Source organism: Nonomuraea dietziae (assembly GCF_014195505.1).
In the GTDB taxonomy this organism is placed as follows: Bacteria; Actinomycetota; Actinomycetes; order Streptosporangiales; family Streptosporangiaceae; genus Nonomuraea; species Nonomuraea roseola.
The window spans coordinates 2,223,172-2,242,892 of sequence record NZ_JACIBV010000001.1; the positions used below are offsets into that span (position 1 = coordinate 2,223,172).

At 70.6% G+C, this 19,721-nt stretch carries 19 protein-coding genes and 1 pseudogene; 9 read left to right on the forward strand and 11 right to left on the reverse strand.

The features are described from left to right. Positions 1 to 99: 99 nt before the first annotated feature. A complete protein-coding gene (locus FHR33_RS10760) occupies positions 100 to 498 on the reverse strand; it encodes a tautomerase family protein (protein WP_183645813.1) in 399 nt (132 codons plus the stop codon). 223 nt (positions 499 to 721) lie between these two features. Next, entirely contained in the window at positions 722 to 1,111 is a 390-nt protein-coding gene (locus FHR33_RS10765; protein WP_183645814.1) for a RidA family protein, read from the reverse strand. Positions 1,112 to 1,225: 114 nt separating this feature from the next. On the opposite strand from FHR33_RS10765, the gene FHR33_RS10770 reads away from it, so the two are divergent. Next, on the forward strand, positions 1,226 to 1,888 hold the full coding sequence (locus tag FHR33_RS10770; protein WP_221241048.1) for an HxlR-like winged helix-turn-helix transcriptional regulator: 663 nt from the start codon (positions 1,226 to 1,228) through the stop codon (positions 1,886 to 1,888). 225 nt (positions 1,889 to 2,113) lie between these two features. Here the strand turns inward: FHR33_RS10770 and FHR33_RS51700 are convergent, their stop codons facing one another. The 7 genes from FHR33_RS51700 to FHR33_RS10805 are packed head-to-tail and all read right to left on the reverse strand — an operon-like array spanning position 2,114 to position 11,275. Further along, complete coding sequence (locus FHR33_RS51700) at positions 2,114 to 3,631, reverse strand: LuxR C-terminal-related transcriptional regulator (protein ID WP_183645815.1); 1,518 nt, start codon at positions 3,629 to 3,631, stop codon at positions 2,114 to 2,116. Further along, positions 3,582 to 5,204 (reverse strand): ATP-binding protein, encoded by a 1,623-nt coding sequence (locus tag FHR33_RS10780; protein WP_183645816.1) that lies wholly within the window; start codon positions 5,202 to 5,204, stop codon positions 3,582 to 3,584. Before FHR33_RS10780 ends, FHR33_RS51700 begins: the two co-directional genes overlap by 50 nt. 33 nt (positions 5,205 to 5,237) lie before the next feature. Beyond that, complete coding sequence (locus tag FHR33_RS10785) at positions 5,238 to 5,672, reverse strand: GNAT family N-acetyltransferase (RefSeq protein ID WP_183645817.1); 435 nt, start codon at positions 5,670 to 5,672, stop codon at positions 5,238 to 5,240. Between the two features lie 56 nt (positions 5,673 to 5,728). Further along, positions 5,729 to 6,865 (reverse strand): acyl-CoA dehydrogenase family protein, encoded by a 1,137-nt coding sequence (locus FHR33_RS10790; protein ID WP_183645818.1) that lies wholly within the window; start codon positions 6,863 to 6,865, stop codon positions 5,729 to 5,731. 5 nt (positions 6,866 to 6,870) lie between these two features. Continuing rightward, positions 6,871 to 7,776, reverse strand: a complete 906-nt coding sequence (locus FHR33_RS10795; RefSeq protein WP_183645819.1) for a hydroxymethylglutaryl-CoA lyase — start codon at positions 7,774 to 7,776, stop codon at positions 6,871 to 6,873. A 5-nt stretch (positions 7,777 to 7,781) separates the two neighbouring features. Continuing rightward, positions 7,782 to 9,752 (reverse strand): ATP-binding protein, encoded by a 1,971-nt coding sequence (locus FHR33_RS10800; protein ID WP_183645820.1) that lies wholly within the window; start codon positions 9,750 to 9,752, stop codon positions 7,782 to 7,784. A 2-nt stretch (positions 9,753 to 9,754) separates the two neighbouring features. Next, positions 9,755 to 11,275 (reverse strand): carboxyl transferase domain-containing protein, encoded by a 1,521-nt coding sequence (locus FHR33_RS10805; RefSeq protein WP_246451740.1) that lies wholly within the window; start codon positions 11,273 to 11,275, stop codon positions 9,755 to 9,757. Between the two features lie 47 nt (positions 11,276 to 11,322). Here FHR33_RS10805 and FHR33_RS10810 point away from each other — a divergent pair, with 47 nt between their 5' ends. From FHR33_RS10810 to FHR33_RS10820, 3 genes are all read left to right on the forward strand, one after another. Next, complete coding sequence (locus FHR33_RS10810) at positions 11,323 to 11,892, forward strand: SACE_7040 family transcriptional regulator (protein ID WP_183645822.1); 570 nt, start codon at positions 11,323 to 11,325, stop codon at positions 11,890 to 11,892. Positions 11,893 to 12,162: 270 nt separating this feature from the next. Next, positions 12,163 to 13,128 carry an efflux ABC transporter ATPase subunit, DrrA-related gene (locus tag FHR33_RS10815; protein ID WP_358151559.1) on the forward strand — a complete coding sequence of 322 codons (966 nt, stop codon included), beginning with the start codon at positions 12,163 to 12,165 and terminating at the stop codon, positions 13,126 to 13,128. 11 nt (positions 13,129 to 13,139) lie between these two features. Beyond that, positions 13,140 to 13,982 carry an ABC transporter permease gene (locus FHR33_RS10820; protein WP_312895460.1) on the forward strand — a complete coding sequence of 281 codons (843 nt, stop codon included), beginning with the start codon at positions 13,140 to 13,142 and terminating at the stop codon, positions 13,980 to 13,982. A 128-nt stretch (positions 13,983 to 14,110) separates the two neighbouring features. On the opposite strand, the pseudogene FHR33_RS10825 reads toward FHR33_RS10820, so the two are convergent. After that, positions 14,111 to 14,773 (reverse strand): annotated as a pseudogene (locus FHR33_RS10825) (RNA-guided endonuclease InsQ/TnpB family protein); the annotation flags it as partial. 63 nt (positions 14,774 to 14,836) lie between these two features. On the opposite strand from FHR33_RS10825, the gene FHR33_RS10830 reads away from it, so the two are divergent. From FHR33_RS10830 to FHR33_RS10850, 5 genes are all read left to right on the forward strand, one after another. Continuing rightward, positions 14,837 to 14,980 carry a transposase gene (locus FHR33_RS10830; protein ID WP_221241049.1) on the forward strand — a complete coding sequence of 48 codons (144 nt, stop codon included), beginning with the start codon at positions 14,837 to 14,839 and terminating at the stop codon, positions 14,978 to 14,980. Positions 14,981 to 15,143: 163 nt separating this feature from the next. Beyond that, positions 15,144 to 15,848: an ABC transporter ATP-binding protein gene (locus FHR33_RS10835; RefSeq protein ID WP_183645824.1), complete on the forward strand. Its 705-nt coding sequence runs from the start codon at positions 15,144 to 15,146 to the stop codon at positions 15,846 to 15,848. Then, positions 15,845 to 16,543: an ABC transporter permease gene (locus tag FHR33_RS10840; RefSeq protein ID WP_183645825.1), complete on the forward strand. Its 699-nt coding sequence runs from the start codon at positions 15,845 to 15,847 to the stop codon at positions 16,541 to 16,543. Before FHR33_RS10835 ends, FHR33_RS10840 begins: the two co-directional genes overlap by 4 nt. Position 16,544: 1 nt before the next feature. Beyond that, the gene (locus FHR33_RS10845) at positions 16,545 to 17,672 is read left to right on the forward strand and encodes a sensor histidine kinase (protein WP_183645826.1); all 1,128 of its coding nucleotides are present in this window, start codon (positions 16,545 to 16,547) and stop codon (positions 17,670 to 17,672) included. Continuing rightward, positions 17,648 to 18,268, forward strand: a complete 621-nt coding sequence (locus tag FHR33_RS10850; RefSeq protein ID WP_312895461.1) for a response regulator — start codon at positions 17,648 to 17,650, stop codon at positions 18,266 to 18,268. The genes FHR33_RS10845 and FHR33_RS10850 overlap by 25 nt, the downstream gene beginning before the upstream one ends. 27 nt (positions 18,269 to 18,295) lie before the next feature. Here FHR33_RS10850 and FHR33_RS10855 read toward each other — a convergent pair whose 3' ends face one another. Then, positions 18,296 to 19,660, reverse strand: a complete 1,365-nt coding sequence (locus FHR33_RS10855) for a hypothetical protein (RefSeq protein ID WP_183645827.1) — start codon at positions 19,658 to 19,660, stop codon at positions 18,296 to 18,298. Between the last annotated feature and the right edge of the window lie 61 nt (positions 19,661 to 19,721).

Sequence of the window (19,721 nt, forward strand, 5' to 3'; positions counted from 1 at the left end):
CCTTTCGCCTCCTGCGTCACTTCGGCATGCCGTAGCGTGACCGGCCCGCCGCGCCCCTCACCGCCTCAGGACTCCTGGGGAGCCCGCGCCCTGGACTGCTCAGCTGTAGGCCTCTCGCTGGTCTTCGACGCGCTGCTGGTCGTCCGCGAGGACGACTCCGTCGACCGCCACGAGGTCGAGCGGGTGCTCGTGGAGGAAGGTGATGAACCACGGCAGCCGGTAGGCCTTGGCGACCGCCGTGTTGAGCTTCTTCAGCATCGTGCGCTTGACGTCGAGGTCGACGCCCTCGGGTACATGGGCGACGAATGCGGGCCTGGCCGGTTCGGAGCCGAGGAGCCCGTTCTGGCTCACGCTGTCCAGCGCCCACTCGCGCAGGAAGATCCGTGTGTCGTCAGGGAACGGGTAGGCCTCGCGCATGGCTTCGTACATCGCCTTCACGAGTTCCCGCTTGGTCTCGAGGTCGGCACCGGTGGGCACGTCGAGGTATCCGATGGGCATGTCCTTCTCCTGTTCTTGTGGGTGGCCAGTCCGCCGACGCCGGTTCCCGTTCGGGAAGTTCTGTCGTCGGGGATCGACCGGGCCGCAGACGCGGTCGCGGCTCGGCCGGCGCAGTCCATCGCGTTCGCGACTCAGTGCCGTGCATCGCGGTCGCGGCTCGGGCCGGTTCAGTCCATCGCGTTCGCGGCTCAGTGCCGTCCATCGCGGTCGCGGCTCGGCCGGTTCAGTCCATCGCGGTGGCCTCGATCGCGACGAGCAGGTCAGGCCCTGCGAGGCTCGCGACGCCGAGCACGGTGGTGGCGAAGCGCTTGCCCCCGAAGCGCTTCGTCGCAAGAGGGAAGTGCTGCAGCAGGCTGTTGACGTCGGTGGTGTAGAAGTTGAGCCGGACCACGTTGGCGAGGGTCATGTCGGCGCCGGCCAGGACCGCTTCGAGGTTGTCGAGCGCGAGCCCGAGCTGGGCGGCCAGGTCACCCGGGTGCTGCGAGTCGCCGTTGGCGTCGACTGCGTCCTGTGCGCTGCAGATGAGCTCTCGTCGGCGCCCCTCGACGAGCTGCGCCTGGTCGAAGCCGAGCGGGACCGAGAACGGCCAGGGGTTGACGGCTGTGCGCTCCATCGATATCAGCCCTTCCTATCGACTAGTGACTACTTTCTATCGGGAAGTACTGACAGGTCTAACAGGTAGCTGATGCATGGTCAAGAGCGAGTCGCCATGGGTATGGTGGAAACCATGACGACGAACCGTCCGTACGGTGATGGGTGCGCGATCGCGACCGCACTCGACCATGTGGGCGAGCGGTGGGCCCTGCTGATCGTTCGCGAACTCCTGCTCGGCCCGAAACGGTTCACCGACCTGCAGGCCGGACTGCCGAACGCGGGTCCCAAGGTCCTGGCCCAGCGACTGCGGGAACTGGAGGCCGCCGGCGTCGTACGGCGCCGCACCCTTCCCCCACCGGCCGCCTCGCAGGTCTACGAGCTGACCGAATGGGGCACCGCGTTGGATCCCGTCGTCGTCGCGCTGGGACACTGGGGCGCGCTCGCGCCTGAACGATCCTCTGACCCTGTGAGTGCGGACTCCGCGATGATCAGGCTGCGCAGCCTGTTCAGCCCGCAGCCAGAACGACCTTGGAGCGCCACCTACGAGATACGCCTCGGCCGATACCGCTTCACCCTCCGGGTCGCCGACGGCCACCTCGTCGACGTGAGGCGTGGAGAGCCGCACGACCCACCCGACACGATCATCGACTCCGACCCCGACACCTTGTCCCGTGTCCTCGGCGACCAGGAGGCCTTCGCCGAAGCCGTCACCGACGGATGGCTCACCATCACCGGCGACGACCAGTCCGGCCAACGCCTCTTCGATGCCGCACAGAACAAGGCCATCAACGTCTGACAGACATCCCGAGCACGGTGCCGCCACGCGAGGCCGTGCTCGCCTTGTCGCTCCAGCCTGCTGAGCCCGGCCGTCAAGACCTCCTGCGCCAACCCCTTCACCCTCGACGAGACCGGCGCCGGACACGCGCGCGTTCCGGATCCGAGGGACATCGGCACCGGGTCGGCGCTGAGCCCTGTCCGGACAGCTCAGCGCCCTGCGGCCCGCAGGGGCAGGTCGTGCCGGTTATGCGGTGGTGAAGAGGTGGAGGCGGTGGGCGGTGGCGGCGGCCTCGCCTCGTGAGGCGGCGCCGAGCTTGGCGAGGATGTTCGACACGTGGACGCTGACCGTCTTGACCGAGATGAACAGCTCCCCCGCGATCTCCCTGTTGCTCAACCCCCTCGTGACCAGCTTCAGCACCTCGAACTCGCGGGCGGTCAGCCCGAGCCTGGTCTCCTCGGCCGGAGCCTCCCCCGTGAGGGAGATGCGGGCGCGGCGGGCCAGCGAGTCGATCTCGGCCAGGAGGGGCACGGCCCCGAGCCGTTCGGCCAGCGCGCGGGCCGTGGACAACCGCTCGGCCACCGACTCGCGAACGCCGCCCGCCTGACCCACCGGCTCTTTTCCGCCCGGCGGCGCGATCGCCGCCTCCGCTGCGGCCAGCAGCGTCTGGGCCCGCGCGTACGGCTGGCTCAGCGCCTCCCACGCCTGCGTCGCGGTGTCCCATGCGGCCAGGTCGCGGGAGATCATCGCGGCGAAGGTGAGGCTCTGCGCCCGCTGGAGTTCGCCCCTGATCTCGAGCTTCTCCGCCACCTCGCGCAGCCTCAGCGCCACCTGCTCGGCGGTGGCCTCCTCGCCGTCGGGAAGCGCCGCTCCCGGCAGCCCCATCACACCGCGCGCCACGACGGACGAGCCGGGCGGACCCGCCACGGTGGACGGGCCAGGCCCGCCCTGCGTACCGGACGGGCCGGGGCGGGCCGCCGTACCGGGAGAGCCCGGCGCGCCCGCGCGGCCGGGGATGATCACGGTGGCGGCGTGGAGGGCGGAGACGAGGAAGGGCCAGCCGTAGCGGGGGCTGGCATAACGGGGGTTGGCGTGCGCGTCCTCCGCGCGCAGGACCGCGGCGATCAGCTCGAGCGCCTGCGCGTCGTGCCCCTGGGCCAGGCGCAGCTTGAGCTCCCTGCGCAGGTTCGGCAGCAGGGTCTGGTCGCGGTAGGTGCCCTTGGCGAGAATGCTGTGACTTTCGTGGAAGAGCGCCTCGGCCCCTTCGACGTCGCCGCGGGCCAGCAGGATGTCGAGGGAGAACCCCATGAGGCTGGCCCGGTAGGGAGGGGGCGGCGCCAGGTCGAGCGCGTGCTCGATGACCTCGAGCGCTTCGTCCCACCGGCCCAGCGACACCAGCGGCTCGGCCAGGTTGATGGCGAGGAACGCGCCCGAGGTGCGGGCGACGCCGTACTCCTCGGCCTGGGCGATGCCCCTGCGGGCGACCTCGGTGGCGGCCTCGTGGCGCCCCCAGCCCTCCAGCGTGTCGGACTCGGAGATGGCCGCGCGCATCAGCGCGGTGTAGGCGCGCGCCTCGCCCGCGATCCTTCTGGCCTCGGCGTAGCCGGTGAGGTCCTGGTTGGTGTCCGCGCGGTGGCTGCGCGACCAGGTGAGGGTGATGAGCGCCTGGGCCTCGGTCGTAGCGTCGCCGATCTGGCGGGCGATGCGCAGCGCCTCAGCGGCGTGCGCCTCCTTCTCCGCCCAGACGTCGGGCGTGTTGAGCATGCGCGCCAGACCCTCCAGGATCCTGGCGCGCAGCGCGCTGGGCGGCGAGGCGGGCACCAGCCGGGCCGCCGTGCGCAGGTCGTCGACGTAGCCCGCGCGCCCGAGGTCGTAGGCGGCCAGGGCCGCGCCTGCGCAGCAGCCCCGCCGTGATCGTGGGGTCGCGCTCGGGGTCGACCAGCCGCAGCGCCGCCCGCGACAGGGAGATGGCCCGCTCGAACTCGCCCGCGAGGTGCGCCACGAGGATGACGGTGCTCAGCACCTCGAGATGGTCGGTCTCGAGCAGCTCGGCGGCGTCGGGCACCTGATCCCACAGCTCCAGCACCCTGGTGAGCATTCTGAGTTGCTCGTCGTAGGCGGTGGCCTTCCTGGCGGCCGCCGCCGCCCGCCACGCGCTGATCAGCGCGGGCCGTACGTCGTGGGCGGCGTGCCAGTGGTGGGCCAGCTCGATCGCCGCCCTGGTGGCGGGCAGCAGCAGCGGGTTGTCCTCGAGCGTCTTGGCGAAGCGGGTGTGCAGGCGGGTGCGCTCGCCCGGCAGCAGGTCGTCGTGGACGGCCTCGCGGATCAGCGCGTGGCGGAAGGAGTAGCCCTCGCCGTCGACGACCAGCACGTTTCCGGCCACGGCGGGCCGCAGCGCCCTGGACAGCGACCCCTCGTCGAGCCCGGCGACGGCCGTCAGCAGCGCGTGCTCGATCCTGGCGCCGCCCGCGCTGGCCACCCGCAGCAGCTCCTGGGTCTCCTCCGGCAGCCGCTCGACGCTGGCCAGCAGCAGGTCGCGCAGCGACTCGGGGACCGTGTCGTGCCCGTCGCCCGCCAGCAGCGCCTCGACGAAGAGCGGGTTGCCCTCGCTGCGCGAGTAGACGTCGTCCACGTCGAGCCTGCCCGGCAGGCCGCCGAGGATGCTCGACGCCTGCTCGACCACCTCGCGGCGGCTCAGCCTGCGCAGCTCGAGCCTGGTGACCCAGTCGATCCTGCCCAGCTCGGCCAGGAGGGGGCGCAGCGGGTGGGTGCGGTGCAGCTCGTCGGCCCTGTAGGTGACGACGATGAGCAGCGGCAGGTCGGAGCGCTGGTAACGCACCAGGAAGGAGAGCAGGTCGCGGGTGGAGCGGTCGGCCCAGTGGGCGTCCTCGACGATGAGGACGGTCTCTCGCTGCTCGGCCAGGCGCTCCATCAGCCCGAGCACCTGCTCGAACAGGCGGGCGCGGGCCTCGGGCCCGTCGCCCTCCGGCTCGCCGAACTCGGGCAGCAGGCGGCCGAGCCCTCGGGTCGAGCCGCCGGGCAGCAGCTCGGCGATGGCGTCGCGGCCGAGGTCGCGCACGAGCCTGCGCAGCACCGCGGTGAAGGGCGCGAACGGCAGGCCGTCGGTGCCGAGTTCGAGGCAGCCGCCCACGAGCACCCTGGCCCCTTCGGCACGCTCGGCGAACTCGCGGATCAGCCTGGTCTTGCCGACGCCCGCCTCGCCGCCGACCAGCACGGTGGAGGAGGCGCCGTCACGCGCGCGGCCGAGCGCCCCCTCGAGGGTGGCGAGCTCGTCGGCCCTGCCGACGAACAGGGGGCTCACGGTATTGGTACTCACGCCCAACAGGATGCCATCAGGCTCTGACGAAACTCAGCGCAGCACCTTGCGATAGAAGTTCGCCGACTCCTCGTAGCCGAGGGCCTTGTAGAACTCGGGGGCGCGCCGCGTGGCCAGGGCGACGTAGCCCGCCTGCCGTTCGCGCGCCCAGACCTCGAACTCCTCCAGCAGCCGCCTGCCGATGCCCTGCCTGCGGAAACCGGGCTGCACCATGGCCTCTTCCACCCATGCCACGGGCCCGTTGGCGAACAGGGTGAGGTGGACGAAACCCAGCAGGTAACCGTGGACGCGGCCCTCGGCCACCGCGGTGAGGATCAGCGCGTCCTCGTCGTCAAGCAACTGCGGGAAGGCCAGGTCGAAGGCCGCGCGCTCGGGTCTGAAGGTCAGCCCGAACTCCCGCGCCAGCGCGAAGATCTCATCTGCGTCGCTCGGCTCCGCCCTCCGGATGTGCGGATCGTCTGAGGTCATGACGTGGACCCTAGATCGTTCCCGCACCGTCCGTCCAATCCGGAACTCCAGCATTTCTACAGATCACCCATGCCCAGCTGCCTGGCGATCAGCATGCGCTGGACCTCGCTGGTGCCCTCGCCGATCTCGAGGATCTTGGCGTCCCTGTAGAAGCGTCCGACCGGGAACTCGTTCATGAATCCATAGCCGCCGAAGATCTGGGTGGCGTCGCGGGCGTTGTCCATGGCGGCGTTGGAGGAGACCAGCTTGGCGATGGCCGCCTCCTTCTTGAACGGCCTGCCCGCCAGCATCAGCGACGCCGCGTGGTAGTAGGCCAGGCGGGCGGTGTGCGCGCGGACCTCCATGTCGGCGACCTTGAACTGGATGGCCTGGTAGTGGCCGATGGGGTGGCCGAAGGCGCGCCTGTCGCGGACGTAGCGCAGCGACTCGTCCACGCAGCCCTGCGCGAGCCCGACGCTGAGCGCGGCGATCGCGATGCGACCCTCGTCGAGGGTCTGCAGGAACTGCGCGTAGCCGCGGCCCCTCTCCCCCAGCAGGTTCGCGGCGGGCACCCTGCAGTCGGTGAAGGACAGCTCGCGGGTGTCGGAGGCGTTCCACCCGACCTTGGAGTACTTCTTCGACACGGCGAAGCCCGGCGTGCCACTGGGCACGAGGATCGTGGAGATCTCCCGCTCGCCCGTCAGCGCCGCCACGGCGACCACGCCGGTCAGCGAGGTGCCCGAGTTGGTGATGAAGGCCTTGGTGCCGTTCAGCACCCATTCGTCGCCTTCGAGGACGGCCGTGGTGCGCATCCCGCCGGGCACGTCGCTGCCGCCGCCCGGCTCGGTGAGGCCGAAGGCGCCGAGCATCCGTCCCGAGGTGAGCTCGGGCAGCCAGTGCGCCTTCTGCTCGGCCGTGCCGAAGCGGTAGATCGGCATCGCGCCCAGGGACACCGCCGCCTCCAGCGTGATGGACACGCTGGAGTCGACCCGCGCCAGCTCCTCGAGGGCGAGGCACAGGGCGAAGTAGTCACCGCCCATGCCGCCGTACTCCTCGGGGATCGGCAGCCCGAACAGCCCCATGTCGCCCATCTGGCGGACGATGTCGTAGGGGAACTCCTCACGCTCGTAGTAGTCGCCGATGACCGGCGCCACCACCTCGCGGGCGAAGGACTCGACGGTCTTGCGCAGCTCTTGGTACTCGTCGTTGAGCATGGTTGTCACCCTTTCGAGAGGGCCTGGACGACCCGGGAGGGGCTGGGACGGCCGAGCCGCTCGGCGAGCCAGACGCTGGTGGCGACGAGCTTGCCGAGGTCGAGTCCTGTGTCGATGCCGAGCCCTCGCAGCATCCAGACCAGGTCCTCGGTGGCGAGGTTGCCGGTGGCCGACTCGGCGTAGGGGCAGCCGCCGATGCCTCCGGTGGAGGCGTCGACGACGGTGACGCCCGCCCTGAGCGCGGCGAGCGTGTTGGCCAGTGCCTGGCCGTAGGTGTCGTGGAAGTGGACGGCGAGCCTGGAGGGGTCGCCGAAGGCCTCGACGAGCGCGGTGGCGTGACCGGGCGTGCCCACGCCGATGGTGTCGCCGAGGGACAGCTCGTGGCAGCCGAGGTCGAGCAGCCTGGTGCCGACGCGCACGACCTGCTCGATCGGGGTCGGGCCCTCCCACGGGTCGCCGAAGACCATCGAGACGTAGGCGCGCACCTTCACCCCCGCCTCCAGGGCGCGGGCGATGACCGGCTCGAACATGTCGAACTGGGTCTCGAGGCTCCTGTTGAGGTTCTTGGCGGCGAAGGTCTCGGTGGCGCTGGCGAAGACCGCCACCTCGTCGACGCCGCTCTCCAGGGCCCTGTCCAGGCCCCGCTCGTTGGGCACCAGCACCGGGTAGCGGATGCCCGGCCGCCGCTTGAGCGTCGCGAGCAGCTCGCCGGAGTCGGCCAGCTGCGGCACCCACTTCGGGTGCACGAAGCTGGTCGCCTCGATCACCCGGTGCCCCGCGTCGGCGAGCCTGTCGATGAACTCGGCCTTCACCTCGACCGGGATGACCGCCTTCTCGTTCTGCAGGCCGTCGCGCGGCCCCACCTCGTAGACCGTCACCCGCTCGGGGAGACCGTCGATTCTGAACGGCACGCCTCTCACTCCTCCGTGTCGACGACGGCCAGGACCGCGTCCATGTCGACGGACTGTCCCGCCTTGACAGGCAGCTCGGAGATCACGCCCGCCATGGGCGCGGTGACGGTGTGCTCCATCTTCATCGCCTCCACGATGACCAGCGGCTGGCCTTCGCTCACCTGGTCGCCCTGCGAGACCTTGACCAGCAGGACGGTGCCGGGCATGGGGCTGCGCACCACGCCGTCGCCCGCGCCCGCCGCGCCCGCCCTGTCGCCGGGGTCACCGATCCTGTGCCTGGTCAGCGCCCATGCCTGTCCTTCACGCCCGAGCCACAGCGTCTCCCCTTCGCGGGCCGCCGTGAACCGGAAGGCGCGCCCGCCGAGGGTGACGGCCAGCTCGCCCCCCTCGGCCACCGCCCTGGCGCCCACGATCCGAGCAGGCGCGGCCTGGGCGCCCACTGCGCCGGAGCCGTCGGAGGGGGAGGCGGCGGGCAGGCGGACCTCCGCGCCGGAGGCGGGCAGCCCGCGCACTCCGACCTCGTGGATCCCGTCGCGTGACTCCAGCCGCCAGGTGGTCCAGGCGGGCTCCCCCACCCGCCAGCCGTCGGCGATCTCCCATGGGTCCTTCGCCCGGGGCGTGGTGTGGAAGGCCAGCGCGGCGGCGGCCAGCACCTCGTCAGGGACGGGCGCGGCCAGCGGGAGCGACGGCAGCACCCTCTCGACCAAACCGGTGTCCAGCGCGCCCGCGACGACGTCCGGCTCGGCGAGCAGCGCCCGCAGGAACGGGATGTTCGTCGTCACACCCAGCACGGCGGCCGATCCCAGCGCCCTGTCCAGCGACCGCAGCGCGGAGGAGCGGTCCTCGGCCCACGCGATCACCTTCGACAGCATCGGGTCGAAGTCGCTACCGACGACCAGCCCCTCGGTCAGCGAGGAGTCGACCCTGACGTCCGAGGGCTCGCGCAGGGCCAGCACCCGCCCGCCTGTGGGCAGGAAGCCGCGCGCGGGGTCCTCGGCGTAGACGCGCGCCTCGACGGCGTGGCCGCGCAGCCGTACCGAGTCCTGGCCGAAGGGCAGCGGCTCGCCCGCGGCCACCCGGACCTGCAGCTCCACCAGGTCGAGGCCGGTGACCAGCTCGGTCACGGGGTGCTCGACCTGCAGCCTGGTGTTCATCTCCATGAAGTGGTAGTCGCCCGAGCGCCCGTCGACGATGAACTCGACGGTGCCCGCGCCGGTGTAGCCGACCGAGCGGGCCGCCTCGACGGCCGCCGCCCCCATCGCCTGGCGCCTCTCGGCGGTGACGAAGGGCGAGGGCGCCTCCTCGATGATCTTCTGGTGGCGGCGCTGGAGGCTGCACTCGCGCTCGCCCAGGTGCACGACGTTGCCGTGCGCGTCGGCGAGCACCTGGATCTCGATGTGCCTGGGGTTCTCGATGTAGCGCTCGATCAGCAGGGTGCCGTCGCCGAAGGCCGCCTCCGCCGTACGGCGGGCGGAGGCGAGCGCCTCGGGCAGCTCGGCCGCCGACCGCACCAGCACCATGCCCTTGCCGCCGCCGCCGGCCGACGGCTTGATCAGCGCGGGGAAGTCGTTCCACGAGGCCAGGTCGGAGATGCCGCCGGGCACGACGGGCACGCCCGCCGCCGCGACGGTCCGCTTGGCGCGGATCTTGTCGCCCATCGCCTCGATCGCCTCGGCGGGCGGGCCGATGAAGGCCAGGCCCTCGGCCGCGCACCTGCGGGCGAACTCGGCGTTCTCGGCCAGGAACCCGTAGCCGGGGTGGACGGCCTGCGCCCCCGACGACTGCGCCGCCGCGATCACCGCCTCCATGTCCAGGTATCTCGGGACCCGGAGCGCGTGGTCGGCCAGGCGCACGTGGAGCGCGCCCGCGTCCGCCTCGACGTAGACGGCGACCGAGGCGATGCCCATGGAGCGGAGCGTGCGGATGATCCGCACGGCGATCTCGCCCCTGTTCGCGATCAGTACGGTGCTGAACATCATCACATCCGGAAGACGCCGTAGCCGATGGGGTCGAGCGGCGCGTTGGCCGCCGCCGACAGCCCGAGTCCGAGGACGGTGCGGGTGTCGATGGGGTCGATCACCCCGTCGTCCCAGAGCCTGGCCGTCGAGTAGTAGGGGTTGCCCTGGTGCTCGTACTGCGCCCTGATGGCGTCGGCGTCCGCGTTGCCGACCGTGGTGAGCACGGTGGCCGCCTGCTCGCCGCCCATCACCGAGATGCGGGCGTTCGGCCACATCCACAGGAACCTGGGCGAGTATGCCCTGCCCGCCATCGCGTAGTTGCCCGCGCCGAACGACCCGCCGATCACGACGGTGAACTTCGGCACCCGCGCGCACGACACCGCGGTCACCATCTTCGCGCCGTGCTTGGCGATGCCGCCTGCCTCGTAGGCCTTGCCGACCATGAAGCCGCTGATGTTCTGCAGGAAGACCAGGGGAATCTTCCGCCGGTCGCACAGCTCGATGAAGTGCGCGCCCTTCAGCGCCGACTCGCTGAACAGGATGCCGTTGTTGGCCACGATCCCGACGGGGTGGCCGTGGATGTGGGCGAAGCCCGTGACCAGCGTGGTGCCGTACTCGGCCTTGAACTCCAGGAAGCGGGAGCCGTCGACGATCCGTCGCACCACCTCGCGCACGTCGTACGGCGTGCGGGGGTCGGGCGGCACGATGCCGTACAGCTCCTGCGGGTCTAGGTGCGGCTCCTCCGGGTCGGCGCGCTGCCACGGCGAGTCGGACCTGGGAGCGAGCGTGGCGACGATGTCGCGGACGATGGCCAGCGCGTGCGCGTCGTCCTCGGCGAGGTGGTCGGTGACGCCGCTGACGCGGGCGTGCAGGTCGCCCCCTCCGAGCTCCTCGGCGGTGACCTCCTCGCCGGTGGCGGCCTTCACCAGCGGGGGCCCGCCGAGGAAGATCGTGCCCTGCTCGCGCACGATGACGGCCTCGTCGCTCATCGCGGGGACGTAGGCGCCGCCTGCCGTGCAGGAGCCGAGGACGGCGGCGATCTGCGGGATGCCGCGCGCCGACATCGTCGCCTGGTTGTAGAAGATGCGGCCGAAGTGCTCGCGGTCGGGGAAGACCTCGTCCTGCTTGGGAAGGAACGCGCCGCCCGAGTCGACCAGGTAGAGGCAGGGCAGGTGGTTCTGCAGCGCCACCTCCTGCGCCCTGAGGTGCTTCTTGACGGTCATCGGGTAGTAGGTGCCGCCCTTGACCGTGGCGTCGTTGGCCACGACCACGCACTCGCGGCCCGAGACCCTGCCCACTCCCGTGATGATGCCCGCGGCGGGGGCCTGATCGTCGTAGAGGCCGTTGGCGGCCAGCGGCGACAGCTCCAGGAAGCGGGAGCCGGGATCGAGCAGCCCGTCGACCCTGTCGCGTGGCAGCAGCTTGCCTCGCTCGACGTGACGCTGCCTGGAGCGCTCGGGTCCACCCTTGGCGGCCTCAGCCAGGCGCTCGCGCAGCTCGGCCGCCAGCCGCTCGTTGACCTCGGCGTTGCGCTTGAACATGCCCTGAAGGTTAATCATCATTAACGTCTGTGTCTAGAATGTGAGATGTGAGAACTCCTACCCGGAATCGCCGCGTCGAGATCCTGGAGGCCGCGGCGACCCTGTTCGCCGCCCGCGGCTACCACGGCGTGTCCATCGAGGACATCGGCGGCGCGGTAGGCGTCTCAGGCCCCGCGCTCTACCGGCACTTCAGCGGCAAGGAGGCCCTGCTGGCCGAGATGCTCACCGACGTGAGCACCCGCCTGCGCGAGGCGGCGGTCGCCGTCGTCACCGCCGCGCAGGATCCCGCCCAGGCGCTGGAAGCCCTGCTCGACACCCAGATCACGTTCGCGCTCGAGCAGCCCGCGCTGATCACGGTGCACGACAGGGAGCTGGGCAACGTGCCCGAGCCGCAGCGGCGGCAGATCAGGCGCCTGCAGCGGCTCTACGTCGAGGAGTGGGTGACCGTCCTGGCCGAGCTGCACCCCGGCTGCCCGCCTCCGCGCCTGCGGGCCGCGACCCACGCGGCCTTCGGGCTGCTCAACTCGACGCCGCACAGCGCGGGCGAGCTGCCGCCCGAGGCGATGAGGGAGGTGCTGCGCGCGATGGCGCGCGCGGGCCTCTCCACTCTTAGTTAACGGCTCTTAACATGCTTGTCGTCCTGAAGATCTAGATATATCTTTGCGCTATCTTGACAGTAGGGGCAGACAGGCATGCGAGACTTCGCGCCCGGCTCGGTCCACCCCGCGCTGCAGCGGCTCGAGGACGAAGGGCTGCCGGTCGGCGAGGAGCGCGGCGGCGGCCGCGCCTACCGGCTCACCGAACGAGGGCGCGCCCACCTGAGCGAGCGCGCGCAGCCCTGTTCAGGAGACCCGCAGATCCATCTTCACGATTCCGGCGGAGGGCGAATGAGCGCGGTCACGGTGAAGGGTCTGAAGAAGACCTACGGCAAGGTCGAAGCCGTCAAGGGCGTCGACTTCGAGGTGCGGCCGGGCGAGGTCTTCGGCTTCCTCGGACCGAACGGCGCCGGCAAGACCACGACGATCAGCATGCTGTGCACGCTGGTCAACCCCACGGGTGGTAGCGCCAGCGTCGCGGGTCACGACGTGGTCAGGGAGCGCGACGAGGTGCGGCGCAACATCGGCCTGGTCTTCCAGGACCCGACGCTCGACGGCTACCTGACCGCCGAGCAGAACCTCCGCTTCCACGCCGAGCTGTACGGCGTGCCCAAGCAGCTGGTGGCCGACCGCATCAGGCAGGTCATGGAGATGGTCGCGCTGTGGGACCGCAAGGACGCCAAGGTGATGACGTTCTCCGGCGGCATGAAGCGGCGCCTGGAGATCGCGCGGGGTCTGCTGCACTCCCCTCGCGTGCTCTTCCTGGACGAGCCGACCGTCGGCCTCGACCCGCAGACCAGGTCCGCCATCTGGGGCTACATCAACAAGCTGCGTCACAAGGAGGACATCACCATCTTCATGACGACGCACTACATGGACGAGGCCGAGTACTGCGACAGGATCGCCATCATCGACCACGGTGAGATCGTCGTCATCGACTCCCCCGAGGCGCTGAAGGCCAGCGTCGGCAAGGACAGGGTGCAGATCCACACCGGCGACGACGCCCTGGCGATCGTGGCGCTGCGCGACAGGTTCGGCATCGAGGCCGCCGTCCACGAGGGCGCCGTGACGTTCGCGGTCGCCTCGGGCGAGGAGTTCGTGCCGCGCCTGTTCGCCGAGCTCGGGCTGTCCATCAAGTCGGTGAGCGTGTCGAGGCCTTCTCTCGACGACGTGTTCATGTCCTACACGGGCTCGACGATCAGGGACGCCGAGTCGGGCTCGGGCAACGAGTGGATGAAGGCGATGGCGAGGCGATGATGGCGGCAGACGTGGCGAACGTCCGGATCCCCGCACGCGGAACCGGCCACGACCTGCGGGCGATCAAGGTGGTGCTGCACAGGGAGATGCTGCGCTTCCTCAGCGACCGCACGCGCATGCTGTCGATGCTGATCCAGCCGGTGCTCTGGCTGTTCGTGATGGGCACGGGCCTCGGCACGCTGGTGAGCGGCTCGATCCCCGGCGTCGACTTCCGCACCTTCATGTACCCGGGCATGATCTCGATGACGGTCATCATGACCGCGATGTTCTCCGCGGGCTCGATCGTGTGGGACAGGGAGTTCGGCTTCCTGCGGGAGATGCTCGTGGCGCCGGTCTCGCGGGGCGCGATCGTGGTCGGCAAGTGCCTCGGCGGGGCGGTGGTGGCCTGCGGGCAGGGCCTCATCATCCTGGCGATGGCCGGCCTCGTGGGCGTGCCGTACTCACCGGGGTTGATGCTGACGCTGCTCGGGGAGATGTTCCTCGCGGCGTTCACGATCACCGCCTTCGGCGTCACGCTGGCCGCCCGCATGCGCAACATGCAGACCTTCTTCGGCCTGATGCAGATGGCGATCATGCCGATGATGTTCCTGTCGGGCGCGATGTTCCCGCTGGCCAACCTGCCCTCGTGGCTCCACGTGCTGACCACGGTCAATCCGCTCACCTACGCCGTCGACCCCATGCGGCAGGCGGTCTTCGCCCATCTCGACATCCCGCCGCAGGTGAACGCGGTGCTCAACCCCGGCGTGGAGTGGTTCGGCTGGCAGGTGCCCGTGGGCGTCGAGCTCGGCCTGGTGGCGCTGGTCGGCGCTGCCCTGCTGGGCATCGCGGTCGCGCAGTTCAAGAGGGCCGATTGACTTCCACTCCGCCCTGAAGGACGGAGATTCCGGTCTGCCGCGCGTGCGACTCCCGGCGGGTTACTGCTTCTTCGCGCGGCGCCGGAACAAGTCCCCTTCTCCTTGCGACTCAGCGCCTTCTGCGCCCGACGTAGTTTCTTGGCCGCGCGCCGCAGGATGCGCGGGTTGTCCACCTTCTCGCCGTCCGACACCACCGCGAAGTGCGTCAGCCCAAGGTCGATCCCGACCTCGCAATCCGTCTCGGGCAACGGCTCGTCCGAAGTCTCGACCGCGAACGACGCGAAGTATCGGCCGGCGCTGTCCTTGATCACTGTCACCGATGACGGCTCGGACGGCAGCGACCGCGACCAGCGGACCGGCACGTCTCCGATCTTCGGCAACCGCAGGTGGCCCGACTCGGTGACCGCGAATCGGGCGTTCTTGGTGAACCGGATCGCCTGCCGCGTGTCATGGCGTGACCGAAACCGGGGCGGGGCGACCTTTCGGCCTTTCCGCTTCCCGGACAGGGAGGAGAAGAAGTTGCGGTAGGCCGCGTTCAGGTCCGCGAGCGTCTGCTGGAGCAGCACCGCTGAGACCTCGCCCAGCCATGCCCGCTCCGGCGTCGCCTTTGCTTGTGTGATGACCCGCTTGGACAGGTCCCCATCACAGATGTACGGCAAGCCCTGCTCGCGGGCGTCCTGCCGCGCTCGCAGTGCGTCGTTGAACACCACGCGGGCGCACCCGAACGCATTGGCCAGCGCGGCACGCTGGTCGGCGTCGGGATACATCCGGTAGTTGTAACGAAGCCGCACCCGCTGATCATCTCATTGGTCTATGGCCGAACATGAAGACATAGGGCGTCTCCTCCCGCAGGAATGCGCACCGAGTTCCCTGAACTGGCCCGCCACCACTACCGGGCGAACAAGCTGTGGTCGGGCTCCTCCTTCGCCGGGTCGGTGGGCGGCGCACCGATCAGCGTCCTGTGCCAGTACATCGAGCAGCACAACCGTCCCGGTTAGGACACGCTCAGGCCCCAGGGGGCCTTCCCGCGCGGGCCTTCACCTCAGGCCTGAAGGCCGGAGCACTGGCCCGCATTCTGGTAGCTCCATCGTCCGAAAGGACGATGCGGGGGCGCCGTCCAGGTCGATGCCGCGGCTCCCGCCCCGCGGCGAGGCTTGCGGCATGACAGCCATACGAGTCAGCGCACTGCGCAAGACGTACGGAGCGAACGTCGCCGTAGACGACGTGTCGTTCACCGTGAGCGCCGGGGAGACCTTCGGCGTCGTCGGACACAACGGGGCGGGCAAGACGAGCACGGTCGAGTGCCTGTCGGGCCTGCGCCGCCCCGACGGGGGATCGATCGAGGTGCTCGGGCTCGACCCCGCGCGCCGCCGCCGCGCGCTCGCCGAGCGCATCGGCGTCCAGCTCCAGGAGGCGGGCCTGCCCGACCGGCTCAAGGTCGCCGAGGCGCTCAGGCTCTTCGCCGCCTTCTACCGCCGCCCCGACGACTGGCGGCAGGTGATGGAGCGCTGGGGGCTCGCCCCGCTGGCCCGCAAGGCCTACGGCGACCTGTCGGGCGGTCAGCGCCAGCGCCTGCAGATCGCGCTGGCCCTGGTGGGCAGCCCTGAACTGGTGATACTCGACGAGCTCACCACCGGGCTCGACCCCGTCGCCAGGCGGGAGACCTGGGCGCTGGTGGGCGAGCTCAAGGCCGCGGGCGTCACGGTGGTGCTGGTCAGCCACTTCATGGACGAGGCCGAGGCGTTGTGCGACAGGATCGCCGTCTTCGCCAGGGGAAGGATCATCTCGCTCGGAACGGCCGCCGAGCTCATGACCGCCACGGGGACGAACTCCCTGGACGAGGCCTACCTGGAGCTGGTCCGATGAGAGCCTTCGCCCGGATGTCGGCGACCGAGCTGACCCTGCTGTCCCGCGACCCCGGCACGCTGTTCTTCATGGTGGCCTTCCCCCTGATGCTGCTGGTGCTGCACACCGGCAGCGAGAGGATCGCGGTCCTCGTGCCGAGCTACCTGGCCATGATCCTGGCCATCGGCGGCATCTCCGCGCTTCCCGGGTTCGTCGTGACCTACCGCGAGCGCAAGGTGCTGCGCCGCCTGGCCACCACGCCGATCGCGCCGCTGGCCGTCCTGGCCGCGCAGGTGGTGGCGCAGCTGGTCATGGGGCTGGCGGGCGCGGCCATCATCGTGGTCGCGGCGCTGGCCGCCTTCGGGGTGGACGCTCCCGCCCATCCGGCCCCGCTGGCCCTGGCCTTCGTGCTGACCGTGCTGATGACCTGCTCGCTCGGGTTCCTGATCGCCGCCGTCGCCCGCACGGTCAGGGTGGCCGACCTGCTCGGCCTGATGATCATGTTTCCGATGATCTTCCTCAGCGGGGCGGCGATCCCCAGGGAGGGACTGCCCCCGTCGCTGCGCGCGATCGGCGAGTACCTGCCGCTCGGCCCGGCGGTCACCGCGCTGCGCGAGGGCTGGGCGGGAACGCCGACGGCGCTTCCCCTGCTCGCGCTCACGGGGATAATCGTGGCGTCCACCGTCATTTCGGCCGCGCTGTTCCGCTGGGAGTGAGATGGGCGAGGAGGCCAGGTGGTTTCGAGCCTTCCACCTGCTGTTCTACGCGTGTCTGGCGATCCCGGCGCTGACCGGCCGCGAGGGCGGGGCCCCCGCGTGGGCGGTGGCCGCGGTGATGGCGCTCTACTACTGGCTCTTCGTCGTGCGCGGCAGGGACAGGTTCGAACGGCTGCACCCGATGGGCTGGCACCTGACGGTGCTCATCGCGCTCATGGCCGTGCTGATCGTCCTCGATCCCGCCTTCGACACGCTGATCTTCGGGATGCTCTCGCTGCCGTACGTCATGCTGCCGGGCAGATGGGCGTACGGCGGCGCGGCGGTGCTCGTGACAACGGCCTTCAGCGCCGCGGGCGGCCTGGCCGAGATCAGCCGGGCTCCCTCCAGGGCCGTCTCGCTCCTGGCCGGCATCGCGCTGGCCGTCCTGATGGGGCTGTTCGTCAACTTCCTGGTCAAGGCCGGTGAACGCAACAAGGAGCTGGGCGTGCTCGAGGAGCGGACCAGGCTGGCAGGGGAGATCCACGACACCCTCGCGCAGGGCTTCAGCGGGGTGATCACCCAGCTGGAGGCGGCCGAGCAGGCGGGCGACGACCTGGCGGCCGTACGGGAGCGGATCGCCAGCGCGAAGCGGCTGGCCAGGGAGAGCCTGGCGGAGGCGCGCAGGTCGGTGCACCAGCTGCGGCCGGAGCCGCTGCAGAGGGAGCGGCTCGACCTCGCCCTGGCGGGTGTGGCCAGGCGCTGGTCGGCGCGGACCGGGGTGCGCGCGCGGATGGCGGTCAGCGGGCCGCCCCGCCCGCTCGACCCCGACGTGGAGGTCGTGCTGCTGCGCGCGGCGCAGGAGGGCCTGGCCAACGTGGCCAGGCACGCGCGGGCCACCTCGGTGGCGCTCACGCTGACGTACATGGACGGGGAGGTGACGCTCGACGTGCTCGACGACGGCGCGGGATTCGACGGCGCGGGACTCGACGGCCTGGGCATCGACGGCGCGGGACCGGGCGGCGCGGGCAGGGAGGGCGGCTACGGGCTGACCGCGATGCGGGAGCGGGCGGCCCGCGTCGGCGGCGCGGTCACGGTGGAGTCGGCGCGAGGAGAGGGGACGGCGCTGTGCGTGAGCATCCCCTGCGCCTGATGATCGTCGACGACCATCCCGTGGTGCGCGACGGGCTGCGCGGCATGTTCGAGGGGCTGTCCGACATCGAGGTGGTGGCCGAGGCCGGTGACGGGCACGAGGCCTTGGCGATGGCCGACAGCGCGCGGCCCGACGTGGTGCTCATGGATCTGCGGATGCCCGGACTCGACGGCGTGGGCGCCATCAGGAGGCTGCGCGCCGACCGTCCGGAGATCAGGGTGATCGTGCTGACCACCTACGACTCCGACGAGGACGTCTCCAGGGCGCTGGCCCACGGCGTGGTCGGCTACCTGCTGAAGGACGCGCCGCGCGAGGATCTGCACAGGGCGGTCCGCACGGCGGCGCAGGACCGTCCGATGATCGCCCCCTCGATCACCTCCAAGCTGCTCGGCCTGCGCGAGCAGGTCGAGCCGAGCCCGCGCGAGCTGGAGGTGTTGCGTCTGGTCGCGGCGGGCGCGGGCAACAAGGAGATCGCCAGGCGGCTGCTGATCAGCGAGACCACGGTCAAGACCCACCTGCGGCACGTCTTCGGCAAGCTCGGCGTCGACAACAGGGCGGCCGCCGTGGTCACGGCGATGAAAAGGGGCCTGATCTGACGACCAGGCCCCTCGTTCACCGATCATTTACCTCTTGACGCGGACGTAGTCCCTGCCGCTCTGCGAGCCGTAGGCGTCGTCGTCACCCTTGAAGACGAACTTCCAGTAGCCCGACTTGTAGGCCTTGACCTTGGTGTAGAGCTTGCCGCTGCCGGTGGAGTTCGTCGTCTTGACGAACTGCCACTTGCTGGAGCCCTTGGGCTTGAAGTACAGCCCGACCTTGGCCTCGTAGCCACCGCCGTCGACCAGGAGCACGCCCCTGAATCGCAGGTAGTTGCCGTACTTGACCGGCTCGGGGTAGGCGTTGAACTTGACCAGCTTGCTCTTGTCCCTGCTCGGCGGGGGCGTCGGCTTGACGACCCTCACCCAGTCACTCGAGCTGCTGGAGCCCTCGACGCCCCTGCTCCCCGAGAACACCGCGCGCCACCAGCCGGAGGTCTGCGCGGTGGCCGAGGCCCAGAAGCGGCCGTCGCGGCCGGTCCTGTCACCGGTCACGGCCTCCCACCTGCTGGAGCCGTGCGCCTTGAACAGGATGGTGACCCGCTGGCCGGCCAGGCCGTCCCAGCCGTGCGAGCCGTCGACCTGCAGGGCGCCCCTGAAGGTGAGCCTGTCGCCCTTGTCGACGGGCTCGGGGTCGGCGCTGAAGCCGACGATCCTGCTGTCGGCCGACCGGTGCCTGACATCGACCCTGTCGGTGTCGCTGACGGAGCCCTTGGCGCCGGCGTGGCCGTTGAACTCGGCCCGCCACCAGCCGGTGGCCTCGACGCTCACCCTGGCGGAGAACCAGCCGCTACGGCTGGTGCCGACCGTGGTGATGTGCCGGTAGGCGTCGGTGCCCTTCTCGCGGAAGGTGATGGTGACGCGCTGGTCGCCGTATCCCTTCCAGCCGTCGCGCTCGGCGAGCAGGCGGCCTGAGACCGAGATGCGGTCGCCCTTGGCGACCACGTCAGGGTGCGCGCCGAAGTCCACGATCTTCGTGTCGACGGCGCTCTTCTTGACCTCGACGGTGAAGGAGCCGTTGGTCGACTTCTCCGAGCCGTCACCCGAGTGGGCGATGGCCAGGAGGTTCCACTTGCCGGCGTTCTTGGCGTCGAAGGACTTCTTGCCCGTCCACCTGGTCTCCTGCCCGTGAGGCGCGGGAGTCAGGTCGACCGGGGTGCCCACGCCCACGTCGCCGGGGGCCCTGAGCTTCAGCTCGGCCTTGCCGGCGTCTTTGGTCGTGAACGTGAACGTCGCGGTGACCTGCTGGTCGCCGGTGACGACGATCGGCGAGGGAGAGACATCCACCTGAGAGATGCTCGGCGCGGTCGCCGCGGTGGCGGTGGGCGCGAGGGCGAGTGCCCCTGCTCCTACCGCGAGCGCCACGGCTGCCGCTCGGAAGCGTTGCAACATTCGGGTACTCCGTTCCTTTCCCCGTTGGTTGAAACGCGGCATGAGGGTGCCACGTCGTACT